This is a genomic window from Streptosporangium sp. NPDC006930 (genome assembly GCF_040635605.1).
GTDB lineage: Bacteria > Actinomycetota > Actinomycetes > Streptosporangiales > Streptosporangiaceae > Streptosporangium.
Genome location: NZ_JBEYID010000006.1, coordinates 252,065 through 276,608 on the forward strand (window position 1 = coordinate 252,065; position 24,544 = coordinate 276,608).

General features: G+C 71.1%; 23 protein-coding genes. 16 read left to right on the forward strand and 7 right to left on the reverse strand.

All coding sequences use genetic code 11. The annotated features are described in order from the left end of the window. Positions 1–63: 63 nt before the first annotated feature. A complete protein-coding gene (gene rpmB / locus ABZ664_RS13565) occupies positions 64–249 on the reverse strand; it encodes a 50S ribosomal protein L28 (protein ID WP_012894387.1) in 186 nt (61 codons plus the stop codon). A 299-nt stretch (positions 250–548) separates the two neighbouring features. On the opposite strand from rpmB, the gene ABZ664_RS13570 reads away from it, so the two are divergent. The 10 genes from ABZ664_RS13570 (at position 549) to ABZ664_RS13615 (ending at position 9,219) form a co-directional block, all read left to right on the forward strand. Then, on the forward strand, positions 549–2,135 hold the full coding sequence (locus ABZ664_RS13570; RefSeq protein WP_362507891.1) for a DAK2 domain-containing protein: 1,587 nt from the start codon (positions 549–551) through the stop codon (positions 2,133–2,135). A gap of 92 nt (positions 2,136–2,227) precedes the next feature. Then, the gene (gene recG / locus ABZ664_RS13575) at positions 2,228–4,399 is read left to right on the forward strand and encodes an ATP-dependent DNA helicase RecG (RefSeq protein ID WP_362507894.1); all 2,172 of its coding nucleotides are present in this window, start codon (positions 2,228–2,230) and stop codon (positions 4,397–4,399) included. A gap of 406 nt (positions 4,400–4,805) precedes the next feature. Then, the gene (rsmD, locus tag ABZ664_RS13580) at positions 4,806–5,420 is read left to right on the forward strand and encodes a 16S rRNA (guanine(966)-N(2))-methyltransferase RsmD (RefSeq protein ID WP_362507897.1); all 615 of its coding nucleotides are present in this window, start codon (positions 4,806–4,808) and stop codon (positions 5,418–5,420) included. A 15-nt stretch (positions 5,421–5,435) separates the two neighbouring features. Then, on the forward strand, positions 5,436–5,912 hold the full coding sequence (gene coaD / locus ABZ664_RS13585) for a pantetheine-phosphate adenylyltransferase (RefSeq protein ID WP_350949349.1): 477 nt from the start codon (positions 5,436–5,438) through the stop codon (positions 5,910–5,912). Positions 5,913–5,978: 66 nt separating this feature from the next. Continuing rightward, positions 5,979–6,530 carry a YceD family protein gene (locus ABZ664_RS13590; RefSeq protein WP_362507900.1) on the forward strand — a complete coding sequence of 184 codons (552 nt, stop codon included), beginning with the start codon at positions 5,979–5,981 and terminating at the stop codon, positions 6,528–6,530. A 1-nt stretch (position 6,531) separates the two neighbouring features. Further along, the gene (rpmF, locus tag ABZ664_RS13595) at positions 6,532–6,711 is read left to right on the forward strand and encodes a 50S ribosomal protein L32 (RefSeq protein WP_012894381.1); all 180 of its coding nucleotides are present in this window, start codon (positions 6,532–6,534) and stop codon (positions 6,709–6,711) included. 244 nt (positions 6,712–6,955) lie between these two features. Then, positions 6,956–7,660: a ribonuclease III gene (gene rnc / locus ABZ664_RS13600; protein WP_362508264.1), complete on the forward strand. Its 705-nt coding sequence runs from the start codon at positions 6,956–6,958 to the stop codon at positions 7,658–7,660. Positions 7,661–7,694: 34 nt separating this feature from the next. Beyond that, on the forward strand, positions 7,695–8,561 hold the full coding sequence (mutM, locus tag ABZ664_RS13605) for a bifunctional DNA-formamidopyrimidine glycosylase/DNA-(apurinic or apyrimidinic site) lyase (protein ID WP_362507904.1): 867 nt from the start codon (positions 7,695–7,697) through the stop codon (positions 8,559–8,561). Continuing rightward, the gene (locus tag ABZ664_RS13610; RefSeq protein ID WP_362507907.1) at positions 8,558–8,833 is read left to right on the forward strand and encodes an acylphosphatase; all 276 of its coding nucleotides are present in this window, start codon (positions 8,558–8,560) and stop codon (positions 8,831–8,833) included. Before mutM ends, ABZ664_RS13610 begins: the two co-directional genes overlap by 4 nt. A gap of 191 nt (positions 8,834–9,024) precedes the next feature. Continuing rightward, positions 9,025–9,219 (forward strand): hypothetical protein, encoded by a 195-nt coding sequence (locus ABZ664_RS13615; RefSeq protein WP_089213397.1) that lies wholly within the window; start codon positions 9,025–9,027, stop codon positions 9,217–9,219. An 80-nt stretch (positions 9,220–9,299) separates the two neighbouring features. Here the strand turns inward: ABZ664_RS13615 and ABZ664_RS13620 are convergent, their stop codons facing one another. Next, entirely contained in the window at positions 9,300–10,100 is an 801-nt protein-coding gene (locus tag ABZ664_RS13620) for an alpha/beta hydrolase-fold protein (RefSeq protein ID WP_362507910.1), read from the reverse strand. Positions 10,101–10,274: 174 nt separating this feature from the next. On the opposite strand from ABZ664_RS13620, the gene smc reads away from it, so the two are divergent. Together smc and ftsY are read left to right on the forward strand one after the other, a co-directional pair. Further along, positions 10,275–13,964 carry a chromosome segregation protein SMC gene (smc, locus tag ABZ664_RS13625; protein ID WP_362507913.1) on the forward strand — a complete coding sequence of 1,230 codons (3,690 nt, stop codon included), beginning with the start codon at positions 10,275–10,277 and terminating at the stop codon, positions 13,962–13,964. Between the two features lie 175 nt (positions 13,965–14,139). Further along, positions 14,140–15,327, forward strand: a complete 1,188-nt coding sequence (ftsY, locus tag ABZ664_RS13630) for a signal recognition particle-docking protein FtsY (protein ID WP_362507916.1) — start codon at positions 14,140–14,142, stop codon at positions 15,325–15,327. Positions 15,328–15,336: 9 nt separating this feature from the next. Here ftsY and ABZ664_RS13635 read toward each other — a convergent pair whose 3' ends face one another. From ABZ664_RS13635 to ABZ664_RS13645, 3 genes are read right to left on the reverse strand one after another with little or no spacing between them, the layout of a single operon-like run. Next, entirely contained in the window at positions 15,337–16,134 is a 798-nt protein-coding gene (locus tag ABZ664_RS13635; RefSeq protein ID WP_362507919.1) for an ABC transporter ATP-binding protein, read from the reverse strand. Beyond that, complete coding sequence (locus ABZ664_RS13640; protein ID WP_362507922.1) at positions 16,131–17,216, reverse strand: iron chelate uptake ABC transporter family permease subunit; 1,086 nt, start codon at positions 17,214–17,216, stop codon at positions 16,131–16,133. The genes ABZ664_RS13635 and ABZ664_RS13640 overlap by 4 nt, the downstream gene beginning before the upstream one ends. Continuing rightward, the gene (locus ABZ664_RS13645; protein ID WP_362507925.1) at positions 17,213–18,265 is read right to left on the reverse strand and encodes an iron ABC transporter permease; all 1,053 of its coding nucleotides are present in this window, start codon (positions 18,263–18,265) and stop codon (positions 17,213–17,215) included. Before ABZ664_RS13645 ends, ABZ664_RS13640 begins: the two co-directional genes overlap by 4 nt. A gap of 94 nt (positions 18,266–18,359) precedes the next feature. Here ABZ664_RS13645 and ABZ664_RS13650 point away from each other — a divergent pair, with 94 nt between their 5' ends. Next, positions 18,360–19,385, forward strand: coding sequence for an iron-siderophore ABC transporter substrate-binding protein (locus tag ABZ664_RS13650; RefSeq protein WP_362507928.1), 1,026 nt, complete (start codon positions 18,360–18,362; stop codon positions 19,383–19,385). Between the two features lie 500 nt (positions 19,386–19,885). After that, positions 19,886–20,482 carry a sigma-70 family RNA polymerase sigma factor gene (locus ABZ664_RS13655; RefSeq protein ID WP_362507931.1) on the forward strand — a complete coding sequence of 199 codons (597 nt, stop codon included), beginning with the start codon at positions 19,886–19,888 and terminating at the stop codon, positions 20,480–20,482. A gap of 120 nt (positions 20,483–20,602) precedes the next feature. Here the strand turns inward: ABZ664_RS13655 and ABZ664_RS13660 are convergent, their stop codons facing one another. Continuing rightward, positions 20,603–21,541 carry a sensor histidine kinase gene (locus tag ABZ664_RS13660; protein ID WP_362507934.1) on the reverse strand — a complete coding sequence of 313 codons (939 nt, stop codon included), beginning with the start codon at positions 21,539–21,541 and terminating at the stop codon, positions 20,603–20,605. A 69-nt stretch (positions 21,542–21,610) separates the two neighbouring features. Further along, positions 21,611–22,447: a DMT family transporter gene (locus tag ABZ664_RS13665; RefSeq protein WP_362507937.1), complete on the reverse strand. Its 837-nt coding sequence runs from the start codon at positions 22,445–22,447 to the stop codon at positions 21,611–21,613. An 85-nt stretch (positions 22,448–22,532) separates the two neighbouring features. Here ABZ664_RS13665 and ABZ664_RS13670 point away from each other — a divergent pair, with 85 nt between their 5' ends. Next, on the forward strand, positions 22,533–23,111 hold the full coding sequence (locus ABZ664_RS13670; RefSeq protein WP_362507940.1) for an XRE family transcriptional regulator: 579 nt from the start codon (positions 22,533–22,535) through the stop codon (positions 23,109–23,111). Between the two features lie 347 nt (positions 23,112–23,458). After that, on the forward strand, positions 23,459–24,472 hold the full coding sequence (locus tag ABZ664_RS13675) for a polysaccharide deacetylase family protein (RefSeq protein WP_362507944.1): 1,014 nt from the start codon (positions 23,459–23,461) through the stop codon (positions 24,470–24,472). The last annotated feature ends 72 nt before the right edge of the window (positions 24,473–24,544 follow it).

Consider the following 24,544-nt stretch of genomic DNA (forward strand, 5'->3'; position numbering starts at 1 on the left):
CCCTCGGGGAACGACGAAGCCCGCCGCCCTGTCGAGAGGGCGGCGGGCTTCGCGAAGGTCTGGCTAGCGGGTGACCTTGCCGGCCTTGATGCAGGAGGTGCACACGTTCAGCCGCTTCGGCGTGCCGTTCACCACTGCGCGCACGGGCTGGATGTTGGGGTTCCAGCGGCGGCGGGTGCGGCGGTGCGAGTGGGAGACGTTGTTGCCGAAGGTCGGCTTCTTAGCGCAAACGTCGCAGACGGAAGCCACGGTTCGCTCCTTATATCAGTCGAGAGGCTCGATCCGCCGCACTGGCGGCGGTCATCGGGCACGCCGGGACGACCGGCTGGCCACACGAGGATATCCGATGTCCGGCCCTGCACGCGAACGCGAACCGCGGCGAACGGTCGAACGGGGATAATCTCCGGAGGCAACCGTAGCGCATCACAGGACGAGCGCGAGCAGAAGCGGGTTTTGAGCTGGAACATCGGCCGCTTTCCGCTCTCCAAGGGGCAGAAGGCGCGTTCCAGGACGGGCGTGAGCAGGTGCGGGAGAGCAGGAGGGCAGGAATGCTGCAGGTTCTCGACCCGCCCGCGGTGCGCAGGTGGTCACGGCTCGCGGCGGAGACGCTGGGAAGGGCGCGTGAGGAGATCGACGCGCTCAACGTCTTCCCCGTACCCGACGGCGACACCGGCACCAACCTGCACCTGACCATGCTCTCCGCCGCGGAGGCGCTCGACGGGCTGCCCGCCGACGCCGGTGCCGAGGCCACCTGGCGGGCGTTCGCGCAGGGGGCGCTGCTCGGCGCCCGGGGAAACTCAGGAGTGATCGTCAGCCAGGCGCTGCGCGGCCTCGCCGAGGTGCTCAGGGAGGCCGAGGGACGCGGCGCGGACCTCGGGCGGGGCCTGGTCAGAGCCGCCGAGCTCGCCCGAGCCGCGGTCTCCAGACCGGTCGAGGGCACGATCCTGAGCGTCCTGGCGGCCGTGGCGACGGTGGTGCGCGACGGGCGGGAGGACCTCGCCTCGGTCGCGAGAAGAGCGGCCGGGGAGGCGCGCTCCGCGCTCGGCCGCACCACCGGGCAGCTCGACGTGCTGGCCCGTGGCGGGGTGGTCGACGCGGGCGGCGCCGGTCTGACGATCATCCTGGAGAGCCTCGCCGCCGTCGTCACCGACTCCTACACCGGGCGGGTGGACATCCCGGCTCCGGCCCACCGGGTCGTCCCCGAGACCGTGGCGCGGGCGGGGGAGGGCGCGGACGGGCCCGGCTACGAGGTCATGTATCTGCTGGACGCCGGGGAGGAGGAGGTCGCCGCGCTGCGCGGGGAGCTCGACGCGCTCGGCGACTCGCTGGTGATCGTGGGCGGGGACGGCCTGTGGAACGTTCACGTCCATGTGAACGACGCCGGCGCGGCGATCGAGGCGGCGACGAGGCTGGGCCGCCCTCACCGGATCAAGGTGACGTACCTGGTCGGCTCGGGCAGGATCCACCCGGCCGCGCGGGGGAGGGGCGTGGTCGCGGTGGCCGCGGGACCCGCGCTGGCGGCGGTGTTCGAGGAGGCGGGGGCCGTGGTCGTCCGGCGCGAGCCCGGATCGAGCCCTCCGCTGGCGACGGTGCTCGCCGCCATCCGCGAGGCGGGCTCCGAGGTCGTGGTCCTGCCCAACGACAGCGGGACGCGCGAGGTCGCGGCCGCCGCGGCGGAGATCGCGAGGGAGGAGGGCCTGGTGGTCGGCGTGCTCCCGACCAGGGCCTCGGTACAGGGCCTGTCGGCGCTCGCCGTCCACGACCCGCTGCGCCGCTTCGACGACGACGTGGTGGCGATGACCGAGGCCGCCGCGCACACCCGCCACGGGCACGTCTGGGTGGCCGACCGCGAGGTGATGACGAGCGCGGGCCTGACCTCGCCCGGTGACGTCCTGGGGGTGGTCGACGGCGACGCCGCGCTGATCGGCACGGACCTGGTGGCGACCGCGCTGGAGGTCGTACGCCGTATGGTCTCGTCGAGCAGTGAGCTGGTGACCGTCCTGGAGGGCGTCGACGCGCCGGAGGGGCTCGCCGGCGCCGTGGCGGACCACCTGGCCGAGACCAGGCCGGACATCGAGGTGGTCCGCTACGAGGGCGGGCAGGGCGGCTACCCGCTGCTCATCGGCGTGGAGTGAGACGGCGCCGAGCGGCCTGTGAGCGGCACAGTGAGCGGCCCGGTAAGTCGTGCCGGGTGAATTCTGTCGCCTCGGCACGGTAGAAAACGGGGGTGACGAGCTTCGACGAGCCGCTGGCGAAGGCGCTTGACCCCAAGACGGCCAAGCTGCTGGAGAGCGTTCTCGACCTGCGCACCGTCGGCGACCTGCTGCGGCACTACCCGCGGCGCTACGCCGAGCGGGGCGAGCTGACCGATCTCGACGACCTGCGGGTCGACGACCACGTCACCGTGGTGGGAGAGGTCACCAGGGCCATGCGCAGGCCGATGCGCAACAAGGGCGGCACCTGGCTGGAGGTCGAGGTCGCCGACGCCCGGGGCAGCAAGATCTATCTCTCGTTCTTCGGCAAGACGTCCCACATCGCGGAGACGCGGCTGAAGCCGGGCAGGCGCGGCATGTTCGCGGGGAAGGTCGGCGCCTTCGGCCAGGGCGAGAAGCGCAAGTGGCAGCTCTCCCACCCCGAGTTCGAGATGATCGAGGAGAGCGAGGCGGGTGCGGAGGACTTCGCCGCCGCGCTCGTGCCGATCTACCCGGCGGGCAAGGACGTGACGCCCTGGGCGATCCGCAGGGCACTGGGCGTCGTCCTCGACACGATGGGCGAGCTCGACGACTCGCTCCCCGCGGAGCTGCGCGCCCGGCACAGGCTCCCAGGCCTGTCGGAGGCGCTGCTCGCGATCCATCGCCCCCGTGACCACGCCGACGTGGCCAGGGCGCGCAAACGGCTCAGGTTCGACGAGGCGTTCCTGCTCCAGGCGGTGCTGCTGCAGCGCCGGATGGCCGCGGCCTCCTGGCCCGCCACGCCCCGGCCCGCGATCTCGGGAGGGCTGCTCGCCGACTTCGACGGGCGGCTGCCGTTCGAACTCACCGAGGGGCAGCGCGACGTGGGCGAGGAGATCGCGGCCGACCTGGCGCTGCCCCACCCCATGCACCGGCTGCTCCAGGGTGAGGTCGGCGCGGGCAAGACCATCGTCGCGCTGCGCGCGATGCTCCAGGTGGTCGACGCCGGAGGGCAGGCCGTGCTGCTGGCACCCACCGAAGTGCTCGCGCAGCAGCATCACCGGTCGATCTCGGCCATGCTCGGAGACCTGGCCACCGGCGGCATGTTCGGCGGCACCGCGGTCGCCCTGCTGACCGGCTCGCTGGGCGCCGCGGCCCGCCGCTCGGCCATGCTCGACGCGGCCTCCGGCGCGGCGGGCATCGTCGTCGGCACCCACGCGGTCCTGCAGGAGCGCGTCCAGTTCGCCGACCTCGGCCTGGTCGTGGTCGACGAACAGCACCGGTTCGGCGTCGAGCAGCGCGACGCGCTCCGCGAGAAGGCCGGGGGCGGCCGCCCGCACGTGCTCGTCATGACCGCCACGCCCATCCCGCGCACCGTCGCGATGACGGTCTTCGGCGACCTCACGGTCTCCACGCTCTCCCAGCTGCCCTCCGGCCGTGCCCCGATCACCACGCACGTGGTCCCCGCCGCCGAGAAGCCGCACTTCCTCGACCGGGCCTGGACGCGGCTGCGCGAGGAGATCGAGCTGGGCCGCCAGGCCTACGTCGTGTGCCCGCGCATCGGCGACCTGGAGGGAGACGAGGGCGACATGTCGAAGGCCGACGACGAGCGCAGACCGCCGCTGGCGGTGCTCGACGTGGCCGAGGCGCTCTCCGGGGGGCCGCTGCACGGGCTGCGTACGGAGGTGCTCCACGGCAAGCTGCCGCCCGAGGAGAAGGAGGCGGTGATGAGGGCCTTCGGCAGGGGGGAGATCGACGTGCTGGTGGCGACCACGGTCATCGAGGTCGGCGTCGACGTCCCCAACTCCTCGGTCATGGTCATCATGGACGCCGACCGCTTCGGCGTCTCCCAGCTCCACCAGCTCCGCGGCCGGGTCGGGCGCGGTGGGCTGCCCGGTCTGTGCCTGCTGGTGACCGACTCTCCGGGGGGCACGCCCGCGAGGGCACGGCTCGACGCCGTGGCGGCCACCCTGGACGGCTTCGAGCTGTCCCGTGTCGACCTGGAACAGCGCAGGGAGGGTGATGTGCTCGGTGTGGCCCAGTCGGGGCGCAGATCGTCGCTGAAGATGCTCAGGCTTCTGCGCGACGAGGACGTCATCCACGCCGCGCGCCTGGACGCCGAGGCGATGCTGGAGGCCGACCCCGAGCTCGCGGGTCATTCCGTGCTCCGCGCCGAGATCGACAGGCTCCTCGCGGACGAGCGCGCGGAATATCTGGAGAAGACCTGATGGGGCGGGTGGCGAGGTGTCCGCGGGTTCTTCTCGAAGCCGGGGGCGTGCACCGGCCCCTGTGCCCAACTGCGGGGACGGCCTCCCCCCGAATGCCGTCCCCGCTTGGGCCCACTCCCGGGTCAGGTGCCGAGAGCACCGGCGTGCGGAAGGGCTCACGATCACGCCGGTCGGCCTCCCCCTGGGTCACTTGGAGGCCGCAGGAATCATCATGCAAGGGACCGGCACCGGACGGAACGACCCTTACGCTTTCGTCGCCACTCCTTGCCCACTCTTGACCTAGATCACCTATCAGGACCCTTTTGACCTGCGGTTATGTGATGCGTCGCGACACGCCGGGGTGCGTACGACGCCCCTGGGCCCGCGGCGTGGACGACGGCGGGAACGGCACTGAGAGGATGGCCGGGTGAGCCGAGTCATCGCGGGAAGCGCAGGAGGACGGCGGCTGGCCGTGCCACCGGGGCGGGGGACCCGCCCCACCAGTGACCGGGCGAGGGAGGGGATCTTCTCCACCGTGGGGTCGCTGATCGGCCCGCTGGAGGGGTGCCGGGTGCTCGACCTCTACGCGGGCTCGGGGGCGCTCGGGCTTGAGGCGCTCTCCAGGGGAGCGGATCACGCGCTCCTCGTGGACTCGGACGCGAAGGCGATCCGGACGATCAGGCAGAACATCGCCTCGCTGGGACTGCCGGGAGCCGAGGTCGCCGCCGACAGGGTGGAGCGCCTGCTGGCGAGGGGCCCGGGGGGCACAGGAGACGCCGGAGACGCCGGAGACGCAGAGGGCGCCGGGAGACCTTACGACCTCGTCTTCGCCGACCCGCCGTACGCGCTGGTCGCCGAGGAGGTGGACGCGATGCTCGTGTCGCTGCGCGACCGGGGCTGGCTGGCCGAGGACGCGCTGGTCGCGGTGGAGCGGGAGAGCAGGGGGAAGGGTCTGGTCTGGCCCGCGGGGTACGAAGAGGAGAGGGTCCGTCGTTACGGCGAAGCGTCCGTTTGGTACGGTCGCGCCGCCGGGAATCCTTAGAGCAGGGGGTCCACCTTGCGTCGCGTTGTCTGTCCGGGATCCTTCGATCCCGTCACGAACGGTCATCTGGACATCATCGGCCGGGCTTCCCGGCAGTACGACGAGGTTGTCGTGGCCGTACTGATCAACATCGAGAAGAAGAGCCTCTTCACGGTGGAGGAACGCATCCAGACCCTCCAGACGGTCACCAAGGAGTACGGGAACGTCCGCGTGGACAAATTCCACGGCCTCCTGGTCGACTACTGCAGGCAGCAGGAGATCCCCGCCATCGTGAAGGGGCTGCGCGCGGTGAGCGACTTCGACTACGAGCTCCAGATGGCGCAGCTCAACTACCGGATGTCCGGGGTGGAGACCCTGTTCATGGCCACCGGGCCCGAGGTCTCCTTCCTGTCGTCCAGCCGCATCAAGGAGATCGTCAAGTACGGTGGGGACGTGGCCGGGCTGGTTCCTGATCTTGTACAGGAACTCCTGGTCGAACGGCTCAGGGGCTAGGCCCTGCTATTCTCTTGTTTCGGCCTTGCACGACGGCGATGATGCGCCATGCCTAACGAGAGCGAAATGACTCAGCACCTTGACCCCCGCGCCCCATGGGTGATCTCCACCCATGATCTTGGGCGGCGACCAGGGTCGATGCGCCGGATGAATCTCGCGCTCCCGGCACCGGCGGACATCGGCGTCGACATGATCGGCGTCCCCAAGGACGCCGACGTCGAGCTGGACATCCGGCTTGAGGCGGTCATGGAGGGTGTGCTCGTCACGGGCACTGCGCAAGCCCCGCTGCGGGGGGAGTGCGCACGCTGCCTGGAGCCGGTCATCTCGCGCAGCGAGGTGGACTTCCAGGAGCTGTTCTTCTACTCGGCAGAGGATGCTGCCGAGAGTGACTCGCTTCTCGACGGTGAGCTTCTCGACCTCGAACCCGTGTTTCGCGACGCGGTGGTGCTCACACTGCCGTTGAGCCCGGTCTGCAGTGAAGACTGCGCCGGGCTCTGCGTGGAGTGCGGTGTCAGGCTGGCCGATGCCGAGCCTGACCACGGCCACGAGGTGATCGACGCCCGCTGGGCGAAGCTGCAAGGTCTGGTTCCGGAACATAACAACGATCAGGAGAGCTGACGTGGCTGTCCCCAAGCGCAAGATGTCGCGGAGCAATACTCGCTCCCGCAGGTCGCAGTGGAAGGCCGCCGCGGTTTCGCTCGTGAGCTGCCCCCAGTGCCGCTCGCCGAAGCGTCCGCACGTGGCGTGTCCGACCTGCGGCACTTACAACCGCCGTCAGGTGATCGAGCCCTCCGCCTGATCGCATTCTGACCGACGGATGCCGACCGGGCCCTCCACGGGTCCCGGTCGGCGTCAACGTCTGCGCCCTCTGCGATGGCGGTCCGCCCGCGGCTGTGGTGGACGCCGGGGTTCGCGGTAGAACGCGTGCCCTCCCGGCGCCCACCACATCTTCGGGCATCTTCCTTTCCCTACCTTCGCCATCGCGCATTCGCTGAGAGAACGTGCGAGGAGAAGTCGTGGGTACAAGCGTCAAGCCTGTCGCCGTGGAGTTCGTCAAGGAAGAGCTGGAGCGCATCCTTCTGGTGCGCCTCGACATCGCGATCCTGGAGCGGGCGCTGACGCACCGCTCCTACGCGTACGAGAACGGCGGCCTGCCGACCAACGAGCGCCTGGAGTTCCTCGGCGACTCGGTGCTGGGCCTCGTCGTCACCGACACCCTCTACCGCAACCACCCTGACCTGCCCGAGGGGCAGCTCGCCAAGCTCAGGGCCGCGGTGGTCAACATGCGCGCCCTCGCCGACGTGGCCCGCACCCTGGGTCTGGGCCGCTTCCTGCGGCTCGGCCGGGGCGAGGAGGGTACGGGAGGGCGTGACAAGTCCTCGATCCTCGCCGACACCCTTGAGGCGCTCATCGGCGCGGTCTATGTGAACAGGGGCCTGGACGAGGCGTTCCGCGTCGTCCACCTGCTCTTCGACCCCCTCATCACCCGCTCCGCCTCGCTCGGCGCCGGGCTCGACTGGAAGACCTCCCTGCAGGAGCTCACCGCGTCCGAGTCGCTCGGCGTGCCCGAATACCATGTTGAGGAGAGCGGTCCCGATCACGCCAAGTCCTTCACCGCGGTCGTCCGCGTCGGTGGCGAGGCCTACGGTTCGGGGGCGGGGCGCTCGAAGAAGGAAGCCGAGCAGCAGGCCGCAGAGGCCGCCTGGAACCGCATCCGCGAGGACCGCGAGCGGCGCGAGGCCAGCTGATCCGTCGGCTGATCCGTCGCCAGAGGAGGGACGCATGCCCGAGCTGCCCGAGGTCGAGGTGGTACGCCGAGGCCTGGAGCGGTGGGTCTCCGGCCGGGTCGTCGCCCGCGCCGAGGTGCTCCACCCGAGGGCGATCCGGCGGCACGTCCCCGGCGCCGCGGAGTTCTCCGCCCGGATGGAGGGCCGCACGATCGGTCCCGCCGAGCGCAGGGGCAAATACCTGTGGCTCCCCCTGGGGGGCTCGGACGCGATCCTCGCCCACCTCGGGATGAGCGGTCAGTTGCTCGTCGTGGAGCCGGACTCGGCGCCGGAGAAGCATCTGCGCGTCCGGATCGGCTTCGCCGACGGCGGTCCCGAGTTGCGTTTCGTCGATCAGCGGACCTTCGGCCACGTGCTGGTGACCGGTATGACCCAGGCCGGCGGCCGTGCGGTGCCCGAGCCGATCGCGCACATCGCGGCCGACCCGTTCGAGAGGCACTTCGACGACGACGGGTTCGCCCACCGGCTGCGCGCCAGGCAGACCGAGGTCAAGCGGGCGCTCCTGGACCAGTCGCTGATCAGCGGTGTCGGCAACATCTACGCCGACGAGGCCCTCTGGCGGGCCAGACTGCACGGCGCCCGTCCCACCGCGACGCTGACCGGACCGAAGGTGGCCGAGTTGCTGGCCGCCGCCCGGGGGGTGATGTCCGCGGCCCTGTCGGAGGGCGGCACATCCTTCGACAGTCTTTACGTGAATGTCAATGGGGAGAGCGGTTATTTCGACCGTTCCCTCGCGGTTTACGGTCGGCGCGACGAACCCTGCTCCCGGTGCGGTTTCCCGATCGTCCGCGAATCGTTCATGAACCGTTCCTCCTACAGTTGCCCCCGCTGCCAGCCCAGGCCCGGGAAGGTCGCGGCATGACGGAGGTACGGCTCACCGCCTGGGTGAGGGGCCGGGTGCAGGGGGTGGGTTTTCGCTGGTGGACGCGTGCGAGGGCGCTCGAACTCGGTCTGGTCGGCTGGGCGCGCAACACCGAGGACGGCCGGGTCGAGGTGGTCGCGCAGGGCCCGGAGAAATCGTGTGCCAGGCTGCTTGAGCTCCTCAGGGGCGGTGAGACTCCCGGTCACGTCGCCGGAGTCGTCGAACGCTGGAGTGAGACCAAGGGGGGTGTCGAAGGTTTTGTCGAGCGCTGACCGCTTCCCCAAACCGCCCAAAATGAGGTATAGTTGACTGTCGAGAGTGCCTACTGGTGCATCCACCTGGAGCGTTCAGCTTGACCGTCTCCCTCACCGGTGCGACTCTTGATAAAGAACCACGCGCACCCCTCCCGCGGCAAAGAAGTGCGCGAACCAGTCTGGTCACTCAGCGTGGAGGACCCTTTACTATGGCGAAGGCTCTACTCGGCCACGTCGGCGGTCCCGACCCTCGTATGGTCTCGGAAATGCGCCGCCTTCAGCAGCGCATCCGTGATCTGGAGGGAGAGCTCACCCGGCTCCAGGCCCAGAACGACGAACTCGCGGCCAACACCCGCGATGAGGAGTTCAACCGTCTGCAGGATCGCGAGCCGGCCCTCACCTAACGGGGGCCGGGGCGGAACACACTGTACAGGGACGCCTCGTCGGGGCGTCCCTTGTCATAGCGATACGCACGTCACATCCGTTACGTGCGCTGTACATGTCGTGCCAGGAAGGCCAGCTGCTCGGGTAACACCCTGCGGCGGTAGGCCGTGTCCTGGCACCCTTCTGTGATGCCGCCTTCGGCGGTGGCGCCCAGTGCCTTCAGGCCCTTCAGCATGGTCTGGGTCTGCCGGGCCCACGCGTCGCGCTCACCGCAGCCCAGCCAGACCGGGATGTCCACGAGCTCGCGCAGTGGCGCCTGCGCCGCGCTCACCGTCGGCGACGCCGCGACCACCGCGGCCACCTGCTCAGGGCCGAGCTCCGCGGCGAGCCTCAGCGCCCCGGCGCCGCCCGACGACCACCCCATCAACCCGATCTTCGTGGTGTCCATCCCGTTCGTGTTCAGGTACGGCAGCAGCGTGCCGGGGATGTCGGCGGAGGGCCAGTCGTCGATGGAGACCACCGCGAAGCGCCCGCCTCCCGCGGCCAGGTAACGGTCGATCGCGTACACGTCGAACGGCGTGCGCGCGTCACCCGCGGCCCCGTGAAGCATGATCACCGCGGGGAGCCCGTCCCCCGCCCCCGGCGGCAGCCCGATGATCACCCGCCGCCGGTCGACCCGGCTGCGTTGGAGCGTTCCAGGAGAGGTCACCGGGGGCTCGGGGACCGCACCGCAGACGATCTGGGCGTACGCGCCCCGGATGCCGTCGGGGCCGGCCGCCAGGGCGGCGCCACCGAGGCCGAGGGCGGTCAGCCCGCCCACGAGGAAGGCGCGTCGCCTGAGATGTCCCCTGTCGCCCGATGGGTGTGATGGAGCCTCGTCCCCGCCGCGTTCCGCGTCCATGCAGGGCACGATAGGCGGTGCGCAGGCGGGCGCGGGTGAAGAACGGTAGTCTTCCCGCGTGACCGCAGCAGTGGGCTGACAGTGGGCTGACAGGGGCAGACGCGTTCACCGGTGCCCGGGACGCGGCGCGTGACACGCCGGTCGGCGCGGCCGCGCCATGAATGGGGGGGTTCGTTGTATCTCAAGACCCTTACCCTGCGCGGGTTCAAGTCCTTCGCCTCGGCCACCACGCTCCGGTTCGAGCCGGGCATCACCGCCGTCGTGGGTCCCAACGGATCCGGCAAGTCCAATGTGGTCGACGCCCTGGCCTGGGTCATGGGCGAGCACAGCGCCAAGTCTCTGCGCGGCGGCAAGATGGAGGACGTCATCTTCGCCGGCACCTCCTCGCGGGCCCCGCTGGGACGCGCCGAGGTCACGCTGACCATCGACAACACCGACGGCATGCTCCCGATCGACTACACCGAGGTGACGATCAGCCGCCTGATGTTCCGTGCGGGCCAGAGCGAGTACGCGATCAACGGTGACACCTGCCGCCTGCTCGACATCCAGGAGCTGCTGTCCGACTCCGGCATCGGCCGCGAGATGCACGTCATCGTCGGGCAGGGCCAGCTCGACCAGGTGTTGCACGCGGGACCCGAGGAGCGCAGGGCGTTCATCGAGGAGGCAGCGGGTGTCCTGAAGCACCGCAAGCGCAAGGAGAAGGCGCTGCGGAAGCTCGACGCGATGCAGGCCAACATGACCCGGGTCCAGGACCTCACCACCGAGCTGCGCCGCCAGCTCAAACCGCTGGGCCGCCAGGCCGAGATCGCCCGTAAGGCCGCCGTCATCCAGGCCGACCTGCGTGACGCCAGGCTCCGGCTGCTCGCCGACGACGTGCTCACCCTGCGGACCACCCTGGAACGGGAGATGGCCGACGAGGAGGCCGTCCGCACCCGCCGCGCCGAGGTGGAGACGGAGCTGGAGCAGGGCCAGGTCGCCGAGTCGGAGCTGGAGTCCGCCGAGGCCGAGGCCCAGCCGCGCCTCGCCGCGGCCCAGGAGACGTTCTTCCGGCTCTCCTCCCTGCGCGAGCGCCTCAGGGGCCTGGCGGGGCTCGCCGCCGAGAGGCACCGGCACGCCACCGAGACCGCCGTGGAGCGGCGCGGGCGCGACCCCGAGGACTTCGAGCGCGAGGCCGAGGAGGTCCGCGAACAGGAGCGGGTCCTGGCCGAGTTGCTCGAAGGGGAGCGGGAGTCGCTCGCCGAGGCGGTGGCCAGGCGTGCCGAGACCGAGGCCGCGCTCGCCGCCGAGGAGCGGCGACTCGCCGCCGAGGCGAGGGCCGCCGCCGACCGGCGCGAGGGCCTGGCCAGGCTCAGGGGGCAGGTCGGGGCCGCGCGCAGTCGGGCGGGGGCCGCGGAGGAGGAGATCGGCAGGCTGAGAAACTCGCTGCGGGAGGCCGAGCAGCGCGCCGAGGAGGCCCAGGCGGAACACGAAGGCCAGGAGCGCGCCGAGCCGTCCGCCGACCCCGCTCTCGCCGAGGAGCTGGAGATCGCCCTGGAGACGGTCGAGCAGGCGAGGGAGTCCGTCGAGTCGGCCAGGGCCGGCGTCGAGGAGGCGAAGGCGGCCGTCGCGGGCCCCAACTCAGCGCTCGGCGCCGCCAGGGCCGCCCTCACCGCCGCACGCGAGGCCGACCAGCGGGCGCAGCGCGAGGTGGCGGCCCTCGGAGCGAGGTTCGAGGCGCTGGAGATGGGCCTGGCCGGTGGTGCCGACGGCGGTGCCGCGCTGCTCGCCGCCGACCTGGCCGGGGTGCTCGGCCCGGTGGCGACCATGCTGTCCGTGCGCCCGGGCGCGGAGGTGGCCGTCGCCGCCGTGCTCGGGGCCGCGGCCGAGGCCGTCGCCGTCGATTCGCTGCGGAGCGCCGCCGACGCCATCGAGTTCCTCAGGGGCCACGAAGGAGGCCACGCCACCCTCGTCATCGCCTCCGGCGGGGCGGGGAAGACCCCGGCGGGCTCGCCGGTGCCGGTGACCGGAGCCGAGTGGGCGATCGACCTGGTCACGGTCTCCCCCGAGCTGCGGGCCGCCGCCGCCCACCTGCTCGCGGGCGTTCTGGTCGTGGACGACCTCGCGACCGCGAGCAAGGCGGTCGAGCAGTGTCCCGAGCTGCGGGCCGTCACCCGCTCCGGTGACCTCCTGGGATCCCACACCGCCCGCGGAGGCTCCGGGGGCGGCACCTCCGCGCTCCAGATGCGGGCCGCCCTCGACGAGGCCGCCGCGGACCTCGCCGAGGCCAGGGTCGCCGCCGAGCTGGCGGGAACGGAGCTGGAGGAGACCGCGGAGGCCGAGGCGGAGGCGCAGCTCGCGGTCGAGGCCGCACAGGCGCGGGTCGCCGAAGCGCAGACGGGCGTGCAGAACGCGCAGGCGGGGGTGAACGCGGCGCAGGCCGCGCTGGACCGGGTGAGGGCGAGGCAGCGCGAGGCGGACCAGAAGGTCGCCGCGGTGGCGAGGCGGCTCGCCCAGCTGGGCGCCGCCGCCAAGGCGGCCCGCGACGAGTGCGAACGTCTGGCCGGGGGCGTACGGGCCGCCGAGGAGGCGCGCGACCGCGACGCGGCGGGTCTCGCGGAGCTGGAGGAGCGGCTCGCCGCGGCCGACGGCGCCAAGGAACTGGAGACCGAGCCCAGCACCGACCTTCGCGACGAGCTCGCCGAGATCTGCGCGACGGCGAGGCAGGACGAGATGGAGCTCCGCCTCGCCGTACGGACGGCGGAGGAGCGGGTCAGGGGCATCGAGGGCAGGGCCGACGAGCTGACGCGCGCCGCCGAGCGTGAGCGCGAGGAGCGTTCCAGGGCGGCCGAGCGCCGCGAGTGGCGGCGCAGGCAGGCCAGGACGGCCCAGGCGGTCGTCCGGGGCGCCGAGCTGGCGCTGCGCGCGCTGGAGACCTCGCTGGAGGCCGCCGCGGGCGAGCGCGACGAGGCGGAGCTCGCACGCGGGCAGATCGACGCCTCGCTCAAGGCCGTGAGGATCCGGGTCAGGGAGCTCTCCGGTGAGCTGGACAAGCTGGTCAACCGGGCGCACGGCAGCGAGGTGGCCCGCACCGAGCAGCGGCTCCGCCTGGAGCAGCTGGAGGGGCGGGCGGTGGAGGAGTACGGCGTCGAGGCCGACACCCTCATCGCCGAGTACGGCCCCGGCGAGCCGGTTCCGACGGCCGACGGCGACCCCGTTCCCTACGACCGCGACGAGCAGCTCAAACGGGCCAGGGCGGCCGACCGCCAGATGTCCCAGCTCGGCAAGGTCAACCCGCTCGCGCTTGAGGAGTTCGCGGCGCTTGAGGAGCGGCACTCGTTCCTCACCTCGCAGCTGGAGGATCTCAAGAAGACCCGCCGTGACCTGTTGCTCGTGGTCAAGGAGGTCGACGACCGGGTCGAGCAGGTCTTCGGCGCCGCCTTCGCGGACGTGGCCCGCGAGTTCGAGACGATCTTCACGCGGGTGTTCCCCGGCGGTGAGGGCAGGCTGCTGCTCACCGATCCGGAGAACATGCTCACCACCGGCGTCGAGGTCGAGGCGAGGCCGCCGGGTAAGAAGGTGAAGCGGCTCTCGCTGCTGTCGGGCGGTGAGCGGTCGCTGACGGCGGTGGCGTTCCTCGTGTCCATCTTCAAGGCGCGTCCCTCGCCGTTCTACGTGATGGACGAGGTCGAGGCCGCGCTGGACGACACCAACACCCAGCGCCTGCTCACCCTCTTCGAGGAGCTCAGGCAGACCTCGCAGATCATCATCATCACCCACCAGAAGCGCACCATGGAGATCGCCGACGCGCTGTACGGGGTGTCGATGCGCGGGGACGGCGTCACCCAGGTCATCAGCCAGCGCCTGAGGGAACACGAGTCCGTCTGAGGGTGCTGTCGAGGAAACCGGTGGCGTTCGCGGAAACCGAGGGAAACCCGGGAGAAAAGGCCCGCCGACCGGTCGGGGAGCGTGAGCCGGTCCCGGGCGTCGGCCAGGAGCGTGAGCCCGGTCCTGAGCACCGGGGTGTCGGAGCATCCCGGGGCGTCTGGAAAACTGTGGTCTTGTGGAAGCCTATCTCGGCATAATCGCGATCATCGTCGTCATCGCCCTGCTGGCGGCGGGCGGCATGCTCCTGCTGTTCAGGTCAGGGGGTAGGACCGCGCCGCCGCCGGTCCGGCCGCCGGAGGCGCCGTCGATCCCCGAGGAGACGAAGGCCCCCGGCCGGGGCTCGGTCGTGGACGACGACGCGACGACGACCACCGTGCCGCCGCCCGCCAGGCCGGTCGAGCCGGAGGTCACCGTCGTCGCGCCGGTGATCGAGATTCCGCCGCCGTCGGCAGGACGGATGGCACGGCTCCGCGCCCGGCTGGCCAGGTCACAGAGCACGCTGGGCAAGGGGCTCCTCGAGCTGCTCTCCCGCGACCGTCTCGACGACGACACCTGGGACGAGATCGAGGAGACCCTGATCACCGCCGACGTCGGCGTGGCGCCGACCCGGGCGATGGTCGACGAGTTGCGCACCCGGGTGAAGGTGCTGGGCAGCCGGACGCCGCAGGAGGCGCGGGCTCTGCTCAGGGAGCAGCTGCTCGTCCAGATCGGCGCCGACATGGACCGCACGCTGCACGTCACGCCGCACGGCGAGCGTCCCGCGGTGGTCCTCGTGGTCGGCGTGAACGGCACCGGCAAGACCACCACCACCGGCAAGCTGGCGCGTGTCCTCATCGGCGACGGAGGCAAGGTCGTGCTGGGCGCCGCCGACACCTTCCGCGCCGCCGCCGCCGACCAGCTGCAGACCTGGGGAAATCGTGTCGGAGCCGCGGTCGTGCGCGGACCCGAGGGCGGCGACCCCGCCTCCGTGGCCTTCGACGCCGTCGCCGAGGGCATCGCGGAGAAGGCCGACGTGGTGATCGTCGACACCGCGGGGCGGCTGCACACCAAGACCGGCCTGATGGACGAGCTCGGCAAGGTCAAGCGCGTCATCGAGAAGAAGGCCACGGTCGACGAGGTCCTGCTCGTCCTCGACGCCACCACGGGGCAGAACGGCATGCGTCAGGCGCAGGTGTTCGCCGAGGTCGTCAACATCACCGGCATCGCCCTGACCAAGCTCGACGGCACCGCCAAGGGCGGCATCATCATCTCCGTCCAGCGCGAGCTGGGGGTCCCGGTCAAGCTGGTCGGCCTCGGCGAGGGACCCGACGACCTGGCCCCGTTCGACCCCGAGGTCTTCGTGGACACGCTCCTCGGAGAGTGAGGGGAGGGGTCAGCGCGGAGGGCGCTGCGGCAGGGTGCCGATGGGGACGACGAGCGGGGTGCCGGTCACCGGGTCCTCGATGACCTTGGCGTCCAGCTCGAAGACCTCCGCCAGCAGGGTCTCGGTGAGCACCTCGGCCGGAGGGCCCGCGGCGACGACCCTGCCCTCCCGCATGGCGACCAGGCGGTCGGCGTAGCGGGCGGCGAGGTTCAGGTCGTGCAGGACCATCACCACGGTGCGGCCCAGCTCCCCGTGGAGCCTTCGTACCAGCTCCAGTACCTCGATCTGGTGGGCCAGGTCGAGGAAGGTCGTCGGCTCGTCGAGCAGCAGCAGGTCGGTGCCCTGGGCGAGGGCCATGGAGATCCACGCCCGCTGCCGCTGCCCGCCGGACAGCTCGTCCAGCGGGCGCTCGCCCAGATCGAGCAGTCCGGTCATGGCGAGGGCTTCGCCGACCGCGGACTCGTCGTCGGAGGACCACTGGCGGTACCAGGTCTGGTGCGGGTGCCGTCCCCTCGCGACCAGGTCGGCGACGGTCAGTCCCTCGGGAGCCGAGGGAGCCTGCGGCAGCACGCCCAGGATCCTCGCGACCTCCCTGGAGGGCATCTTGTCGATGCGCTTGCCGTCGAGCAGCACCTCACCGCCCGACGGCCTGAGCAGTCGTCCCATGGCGCGCAGCAGCGTGGACTTGCCGCATCCGTTCGGCCCGATGATCGTGGTCACCGTCCCGGCCTCGATCCCGAGGTCGAGACCGTCGACGACGACGCGGTCCCCGTACCCCAGCCTGACGTCGAGGGCTTGCAGTCTCACTGGCGGGCCTTTCTGCGCACACGGACGAGGAGATAGATCAGGTAGGGGGCGCCGAGGACCGCGGTGACCACGCCCACCGGAAGTTCGACGGGGGTGAACGCGGTCCTGGCGACCAGGTCGGCGCCGGTGGTGAGGACCGCGCCCATGAGGGCGGAGACGACGAGCGGGGGCTGTGCCACTCCCGCCAGGCGCAGTGCGATCTGCGGGGCGGCGAGGGCGACGAACGCGATCGGCCCGGCCGAGGCGGTCGCCGTCGCCGCGAGCAGCACGGCCGCGAGGATCATCACACCCCTCGCGAGGTTCATCCGTACGCCCAGGCCGGTCACGGTGTCGTCGCCGAAGCGCAGCGCGCCGAGTGAGCGGGTGCCGAGCAGTGTCGCCGGGACGAGGAGGGCGAGCGCGAGCGCGACCGGCACCACGTGCTCCCATCCCCGGCCGTGCAGCGAGCCGCTGATCCAGACCATGGCCCGGCTGCTGTCGTTGACGTCGCCGACGGTGAGCAGCCAGTACTTGAGGTTGGTGCAGATCGCCGAGACCCCGATGCCGATCAGGACGAGGCGGTAGCCGTCCAGGCCGTCGCGCCAGGCCAGCGCGTAGACGGCCAGCGCTCCGGCCAGCCCGCCCAGCAGGGCGACGAGGGGGATGCCCACCTCGGCGAGGGCGCCGCTGGTGCCGCCCCAGGTGTTTCCCGCCGCCACGATGACCGCGACCACGGTCACGCTCGCGCCGGTGGTGACGCCCAGGATGTCGGGGCTGGCCATCGGGTTGCGGGCGACGGCCTGGGTGATCGCCCCGGCGAGGGCGAGCGCCGCGCCGACGAGGGCGCCGGTGAGCGCGCGGGGGAGCCTGAGCTCCATGATCACAAAATGGTCCGGGCCGTCGCCGGTGATCGCGCGAAGGACGTCGAGAACGCTCATCGGGATGTCGCCGAGCCGCATGCTGAGCGCCATGAACAGCGCCGTCATCGCCAGCAGGACGAGCGCCGCGACGGTGGAGCGCGGCCGGAGCGGCCAGGAGGCGGGTCCGACGCGCAGGGCGCGTCGGCGGGAGGGTCGAGGGGAGAGCACGGTGGGGGCGGTCACAGCCGCACCGGCTTCCTGCGTCGCACCAGGACGATGAAGAACGGCGCCCCGGCGAGGGCGAGGACCACGCCCACCTCCAGCTCACCGGGGAAGGCCACCACGCGGCCGATCACGTCGGCGAGGAGCAGGGCGGCGGCGCCCGCCAGGCCCGAGTACGGCAGCAGCCAGCGGTGGTCGGGGCCGGAGAGCGGCCGGGTGAGGTGCGGCACGATCAGGCCGATGAAGGCGAGCGAGCCGCAGGCCGCCACGGAGGCGCCGCTGAGCAGGGTGATGGCGGCGATGCCGACGGCACGGGTGAGGGTGATGTTCTGCCCGAGCGCGCGGGCGACGTCCTCGCCCAGGGAGAGGGCGTTGAGGCCGGGCGCGTTGAAGAGGGCGAGGAGCAGGCCGGCGGCGACGAACGGGAGCACCTGCCAGGCCACGTCCGCCCCCCTGGCCGCTATGGAGCCCGCCTGCCAGAAGCGGAAGACGTCCATGGCCTGCTCGTCCAGGAGGACGAGTGCCGAGGTGAGTCCGTACAGGAACGCGCTGACCGCGGTGCCCGCGAGGGCGAGGGTCACCGGGGTGGGGCCGCCCCTGCCGCCGGCCATGCCGAGGGTGAAGACCCCCGCGCTGGCGACGAGGGCTCCGGCGAGACCGAACCAGATGTAGCCGTACGGGCTGGTGACGCCCAGCGTGATGATGCTGAGGACCATCGCGAACGCGGCACCCTGGGTGACACCGAGCAGCCCGGGATCGGCGAGCGGGTTGCGGGTGTGGCCCTGCATGAGGGCGCCCGCGACACCGAGGGCGATCCCGGCCATGACGCCGATGGCGGTCCTGGGGATCCGCAGCGACCGCACGACGATGTCGTTCTCGGTGCCGGTGGGGCCGGTGAGCGCGTGCCAGACGTCGGCGGGAGGCACCGGTTTGGCGCCGACGGCGAGGCTCAGCACGACCGCCGCCGCGAGGACGGCGAGCGATGCGGCGAGGACGAGCAGGCGGCGCCGACGGGTTTTACCCGGACCCGCGAGGGGGGCGGGTCGTGCGACGGCCACCGCGTTGATCACCTGACCTCCCCTTTCTTGCCCGAGCCGGTACGAGTATGCCAGTTTAGGTATGGCTAAGCTAAATAAGGCTGACCTTAATTTGAAGAAGGAACCGATGAAGATGAGAGCGTTGCGCGTCCTGGCCCTCGGAGTGGCGGGAGTGGTGCTGTCCGGCGGTCTAGCCGCCTGTGGTTCGACCACCTCGGGAAGTGCGGGGGAGACCTCGGGAGGCGCGGGCGCGTCCGCGACTCCCGGGGCGAGCGACGCGGCGGCCTACCCCCGGACGGTGAAACACGTCATGGGGGAGACCGAGATCCCGGCCCAGCCCAAGCGGGTCGTCGCCCTCGACCAGAGCTTCGTCGACGCGGTGCTGACCCTGGAGACCGACGTCGTGGGGTTCACCAGCTACCGGGGCATCGACGACAAGCTGCCGGGATATCTCGCTCCGGTCCTCGGTCACGCAAAGGAGGCCACGTCGGTCGGGACCCTGGAGCAGCCGAGCCTGGAGCGGATCGTCGCGCTCAAGCCCGACCTGATCATCTCCGCCAAGGTCCGCCACGAGGCGCTGTACGACAAGCTGGCGCAGATCGCGCCGACGGTCTTCAGCGAGACCACGGGGGCGATCTGGCAGGAGAACCTCAAGCTCGTGGGCGAGGCCCTGGGCAAGGAGGATCTCGCCGAGCGCAGGCTCACCGAGTATCGGGACCGCGCCGCCAAGATCGGCGAGTCCATCAAGGCCAAGGAAGGCGAGCTGCCCACCGTCTCCATCGTCCGCTTCGCGGGCGAGCCGACCGTCCGCCTGTACGTGGAGAACTCCTACTCGGGACTGGTGCTCAAGGACGTCGGCTTCCCGCGTCCCGAGGACCAGCCGACCGTGACCGACACCATCATGGTTCCGATCAGCCAGGAGAACATCTCCCAGCTCGACGCCGAGCACATCTTCGTCGCGGCCTACGAGGACCCGGCGGTGAAGCCGGTGAAGGAGAAGTTCGAGGCCAACCCGCTCTGGGGCAGGCTCAAGGGCGTCAAGCACGACGTCGGCGACACCACCTGGATGAGCGCCGTCGGCATCCAGGGAGCGCACTCCATCCTCGACGACCTGGCGACGTTCTTCGAGGTCGACCCGGCGAGGGCCGCCTGACCTCCCGTCCGGCGCCGTGATCGGCGGTGGGCCCGCGAGCCGAGAGGGGGCGTTCGGGTGAACCTGAGGGTGTGCCGATCCGTCTCTTAGGGAGAGATTAAGTCCCCAACGTGCGGGAAGCGGGGAGACGTGGAGATGGGTGTCGGAGTTTCTCGGGGCGGGGGTCTCGTCCCGCCGGTCGGCCTCGGCCGTCCGGCGGCGGGTGCCCGGGTCGTGGCGGTCGACGTTTCCCCCCACCCAAAATGGGCTGCTACCTGGGGTTATGTGATGATAGACACATCTCCTACCGAATCGGGAGAACGATGTTACGATACTGAGACTTGTCCGGCTGTAGGGCGTGTCGCACCCGCCGTTGGCACAGCCAAAGATCAATCCCCTGACCACGTGAAGCTTTTAACGGCCTCCTTACGAGGTGCCTGCGAGCATCGGATACGCCGTCAGAAGGGGTGCGTCACCACTTTGCCGGACAGTAATTGGGGGGAAAGCGCGAGGGGGGTCCAATGATCACGATGACGGAAGAGCAGCGCCAGGACTGGTTCGAACGCGACGTCGTGCCGGTCACCAGTCAGCTCTACGCATCCGCGATGCGTCTGACCCGTAACACCGCCGACGCCGAGGACCTGGTTCAGGAGACCGTCACCAAGGCGTTCACCTCCTACCACCAGTTCCGCGAGGGCACCAACCTCAAGGCGTGGCTGCACCGCATCCTGACCAACAACTTCATCAACGACTACCGCAAGAAGCAGCGCTCACCCAAGCTCTCGGCCACCGAGGAGATCGAGGACTGGCAGCTCGCCGCCGCCGAGTCCCACACGTCCAGCGGTCTCAAGTCCGCCGAGACCGAGGCGCTGGAGCAGCTGCCCGACAGTGCGGTCATGAACGCCCTGCGCTCCCTGCCCGAGGACTTCCGGGTGGCCGTTTACCTGGCCGACGTGGAGGGCTTCGCCTACAAGGAGATCGCCGAGCGGATGGGCACCCCCATCGGCACGGTCATGTCCCGCCTTCACCGGGGCCGTCGCCAGCTTCGCACGATGCTCGAAGACTACGCCCGCGAGGAGGCCGGTCTCCGCGTGTCCGAGGAGGTCCAGGCAGCCTGACGGCCTCTCCGCTTCCGATCTTTCCCGCCGTACGGCCCGCACCCCGCCGGGGTGCGGGCCGTACGCGCGTCCGGGGGTCCCGTGTGTCCCGCGTATCCGGGTGCGTCGGCGAAGAGGCGGTCAATCCAGCGTCATGTGGAGCCTCACCCGCAGCTCCCCGTCCACGCCGCGCACCTGCACCAGGTCGCAGAGCTGGCGGCTGATCCAGAGCCCGTAACCGCGTGGTGACCCCGGCTCGGGCGGGAGGTAGCCGGGCAGCGGAACGTCCAGGTCACCGCCGCCGGAGTCGGCGATCTCGCACACGATCTCCCCGCCGGCCGTCCAGATGGACGCCCGGCCGTGTCCCGCCCCGTGCTCCACGCTGTTGGCCGCCATCTCCGAGACGCTCAGCACGAGTGAGGCGATCAGATCGCGTCCCAGACCGGCCCGGCTCGCGTGGTCGGTGACGAGCGTGCGCAGCCGTCCCAGCTCTTCCAGGGTGAAGTGGGTGACCACCGCGGACGGCGGCGTGTCGGGGAGGGGGAGGTTGTCTCCCGGCAGGGTGAACCGCTCCGGGGGGACGTAGCGGTCACTTTTTCGCAGGCCGGCGCCGGTCAGCTCCGTGGGATGGGTGCGGAGGACATGATCGAGCGCCGGCGTCTCGTCGTACAGGCACCACATGCTGACCGGGACCCCGGCGAACGCGGCGTTGAGCACCGACTCGTAGCGGATCCACTCACGAACCTGCCGCTCGGTCCAGCCTGACCACACCGGCTCCCCGATGACCAGCGGCCGCTCCCGCTGCCGGACGTAGTCGTGGAAGGCGGCGAGGGTCCGCGTCGGGTGGGTGTACCACTCCTCGGCGGGGCGGCGGTCGATGAGGCGGGCGTCCGCGCCGAAGGCGTCACCGATCAGGTCGAGTGCGCGCTCGCCCGTGACGACCAGGATCCGCCGGCCCTCGCGGAGGGCACCGGCGATCAGGGGCTGGAGGAGTCCAAGAAGGCCGGAGTCGGAACCGTACGCGACAGCCGTGTGCGCGAACGGCCCGCCGGAGTCGAGGAACGCCCGCTCGGGCTGCACGGGGATGACCGTAACAAGCGCCCGGCTTCAACACAACAGAGTCAGTTCGCGACATCTCGCGACATCGTGTCAACCGGACGCGATCAGCGCGACCGCGGTGAGGGTGAATCCGATCCCCACCATCTGGACCGTGTTGAGCCGCTCTCCCAGGAAACGGCGGGCGAGCAGCAGGGTGCTCGCCGGATAGAGCGAGACCAGGACGGCGACGAGGCTGAGCATCCCGCGCTGCTGGGCGAGTACGAAGAGCACGTTGGCGGCCATGTCGAGCACTCCGGCCGCGAAGATGACGGGCAGCGTGCCGGGTCCGGGACGCGAGAGGCGGCCGACGGCGAGGGCCGACAGGGCGATGAAGGTGACCGAGATCAGGCGTGCCCCGAAGAGCGGCCACATGCCGCCGTCCGCCGGAGCCTGGGCGATGATGATGAAGAACCCGCCGAAACCCGCGCCGGCGGCGAGCGAGGCGAGGATCGGGCGGTACCCTCCGCTCGCCTCCCCGTCCGAGGAGCCGCGGCTCACCAGCAGGACCGCGAGCAGCGCGAGGACCACCCCGGCCAGCGCGACCGGTTCGGGGCGCTCCCCGACGGCGAGCCCGAACAGCACGGGCAGCGCCGCGGAGAACGTCGCGGTGATCGGCGCCACGACCGACATCACGCCGCCTGCCAGTGCCCGGTAGAACAGCACGACCCCCGCCGTGCCGCAGAGGCCGGAGGCCGCGCCCCAGGCGAGGGCCGCGGGTGAGGGGCGCTCGGGCAGGAACGGCAGCAGCGCGGCGATCAGGGCGAGCCCGGCGAGCTGGGAGAGGAGCACCACCGCGAGTACCCGTGATCTGCGGGTGGCCAGCCCGCCGAGGAAGTCGGCGGCGCCGTACACCACCGCGCAGGTCGTCGCCAGCACCACAGCCGTCACAGGTCACCTCGGTTCAATGGAGTGTACTGAAAGTACAATATACGTAGTGCAATAGACTGCAAATCGGGTTCACTACACTGAACTCATGGACCCAGAGACGATCACCGCCGCGGTCGCCAACAACGTGCGGGCGCAGCGGGCGCACCGGCAGATGACCCTCGACGAGCTCGCCGCGCGCTCGGGAGTGAGCCGGGGCATGCTCGTCCAGGTCGAGCAGGGCAGGACGAACCCGAGCATCAGCACGCTCACCCGCATCGCCGACGCGCTCGGGGTGACGGTCGCGCGAATGGTGGAGGTCTCCGACACCCCCGTGGTCCGGGTGGTCAGCGGCGCCGACGTCGTCACCTTCCCGCACGGCGTCTCCAGCACCGCGCGCCTGCTGGTCGGCACCGACGCGCCCGCCATCCTGGAGCTGTGGGACTGGCGGCTCGCCCCCGGCGACCACCACGACGGCGACGCCCACCCTCCGGGCACGCGTGAGATGCTGACCGTCCTCGAAGGGCGGCTCACCCTCTCGGTGTACGGCAAGAATCACGTCGCGGAGACGGGCGACGCGGTCGTGTTCAGCGCCGACCGCCCGCACCGGTACGCCAACGAGGAGGACACCCCCCTGCGGTTCATGATGGTCGTGACCGAACCCCGCGAGACGCCCGACCGCTCCTGAGCCGTCGAGCGGACCGGCCCGCACCCCCGGCCAATGCCCGACCGTTCCTGAGGCCGCGGGGCGGGCCGGCCCGCACCCCGCCCGGCCGAGGCCCGACCCTCCTGAGAAGTCCGAGCGGCCGATCTACGCCCCCGGGCGACGTTTCCGAGGCCCGGCAGGCGCGTGCCGCACGATGTCCTGGCCACCTCGCATATGTGCGGTCCGCCTGCCTTGGGCACTTTGAAGCTCTAACCGGCCCCATCGGATGAGACGGCCACCAGGTGCGTATCTCTCCGGATCTGGCGTGAAGTGGCGCGTCGGTACGGGTAACCGGCGGTCGATGCCCCATCCTGGTGGAATACCCGGTCATGATCTTGCGGGGGGACCCGGCCGGGCTGCTCGCTGTCCCCGCGATGCTTTCGGGGGGAAGCATGCGGGTATGGCGGGTGTGGATCGTGCCGGTGGCGTCGCTGCTCGCGCTCTGGGGATGCACCTCCCCGGTCACCATGGTGGGTTCGGTGGAACGGGCGACCGTGACGTCTCCCGCCCCCACGGGACCGGAGAAACCCGCTCCTGCCACCGTCCCCGGGCTCGGACCCGGCGCGGCACGGCGGCACTGGGCGTGGGACGACCTCCCCGTCTCTCCCCGGGCGCGCCGCATCGACTGCGAGCGAAGCAGGTGCGTGGCGCTCACCTTCGACGACGGGCCGGGGACCTACACCGAGTCCCTGCTCGACATCCTCGCCAGGCACCGGGCCAGGGCGACCTTCTTCGTCGTCGGACGCATGGCCCTGGGGGACGGCGAGAACACCCTGCGCAGGATGGTGGCCGAGGGACACGAGCTGGGCAACCACACCTGGGACCACCCGCAACTGCCCCTGCTGTCACAGGCCGGGATCAGGGAGGAACTGGGCCGTACCCAGTGGCTCGTCAAGCAGGCGACCGGGGTCGCGATGATCCTCATGCGCCCGCCGTACGGGTTGACCGACACCCGGGTCGCCACCGAGAGTCGCTATCTGGGGCTCGCCCAGATCATGTGGGACGTCGACACGCTCGACTGGCGTGACCACGACCCCGCGGTCATCGCCCGGCGCGCGGCCCAGGCCGAACCGGGCTCCATCGTGCTGATGCACGACATCCACCTCTCCACGATCCAGGCCGTCCCCCGGATGCTGGACGAACTCGCCGCCAAGGGCTACAGGTTCGTGACGCTGTCCGAGTTGTGCGGCGGACGCCCCAGGCCGGGGAGGAAGTACTACACGAGCCGGGACGGCCACACCGCCGACGAGGAACCCGAGGAGGAAAGGGGCGGAAAGCTCCTGGGAGAGTCCGGCGAAGAAAGGGGCGAAAGGCGCGGGAGAGTCCCGGGGAGGGAGGGGTGACGCGCCAGGGAGAAAACTCGGTGGAAGGCCCGGCGGAAGAGGCGTGAACCTTTCGCACCCGTTTCCCGACTG

Bases quoted from the DNA above. Each gene is read 5' to 3' on its own strand.
- ABZ664_RS13570 (WP_362507891.1), top strand. From the start codon at position 549: ATGCTGCAGGTTCTCGACCCGCCCGCGGTGCGCAGGTGGTCACGGCTC.
- ABZ664_RS13590 (WP_362507900.1), top strand. From the start codon at position 5,979: ATGACTCAGCACCTTGACCCCCGCGCCCCATGGGTGATCTCCACCCAT.
- mutM (WP_362507904.1), top strand. From the start codon at position 7,695: ATGCCCGAGCTGCCCGAGGTCGAGGTGGTACGCCGAGGCCTGGAGCGG.
- ABZ664_RS13610 (WP_362507907.1), top strand. From the start codon at position 8,558: ATGACGGAGGTACGGCTCACCGCCTGGGTGAGGGGCCGGGTGCAGGGG.
- ABZ664_RS13615 (WP_089213397.1), top strand. From the start codon at position 9,025: ATGGCGAAGGCTCTACTCGGCCACGTCGGCGGTCCCGACCCTCGTATG.
- ABZ664_RS13620 (WP_362507910.1), bottom strand. From the start codon at position 10,100: ATGGACGCGGAACGCGGCGGGGACGAGGCTCCATCACACCCATCGGGC.
- ABZ664_RS13650 (WP_362507928.1), top strand. From the start codon at position 18,360: ATGAAGATGAGAGCGTTGCGCGTCCTGGCCCTCGGAGTGGCGGGAGTG.
- ABZ664_RS13655 (WP_362507931.1), top strand. From the start codon at position 19,886: ATGATCACGATGACGGAAGAGCAGCGCCAGGACTGGTTCGAACGCGAC.
- ABZ664_RS13670 (WP_362507940.1), top strand. From the start codon at position 22,533: ATGGACCCAGAGACGATCACCGCCGCGGTCGCCAACAACGTGCGGGCG.
- ABZ664_RS13675 (WP_362507944.1), top strand. From the start codon at position 23,459: ATGATCTTGCGGGGGGACCCGGCCGGGCTGCTCGCTGTCCCCGCGATG.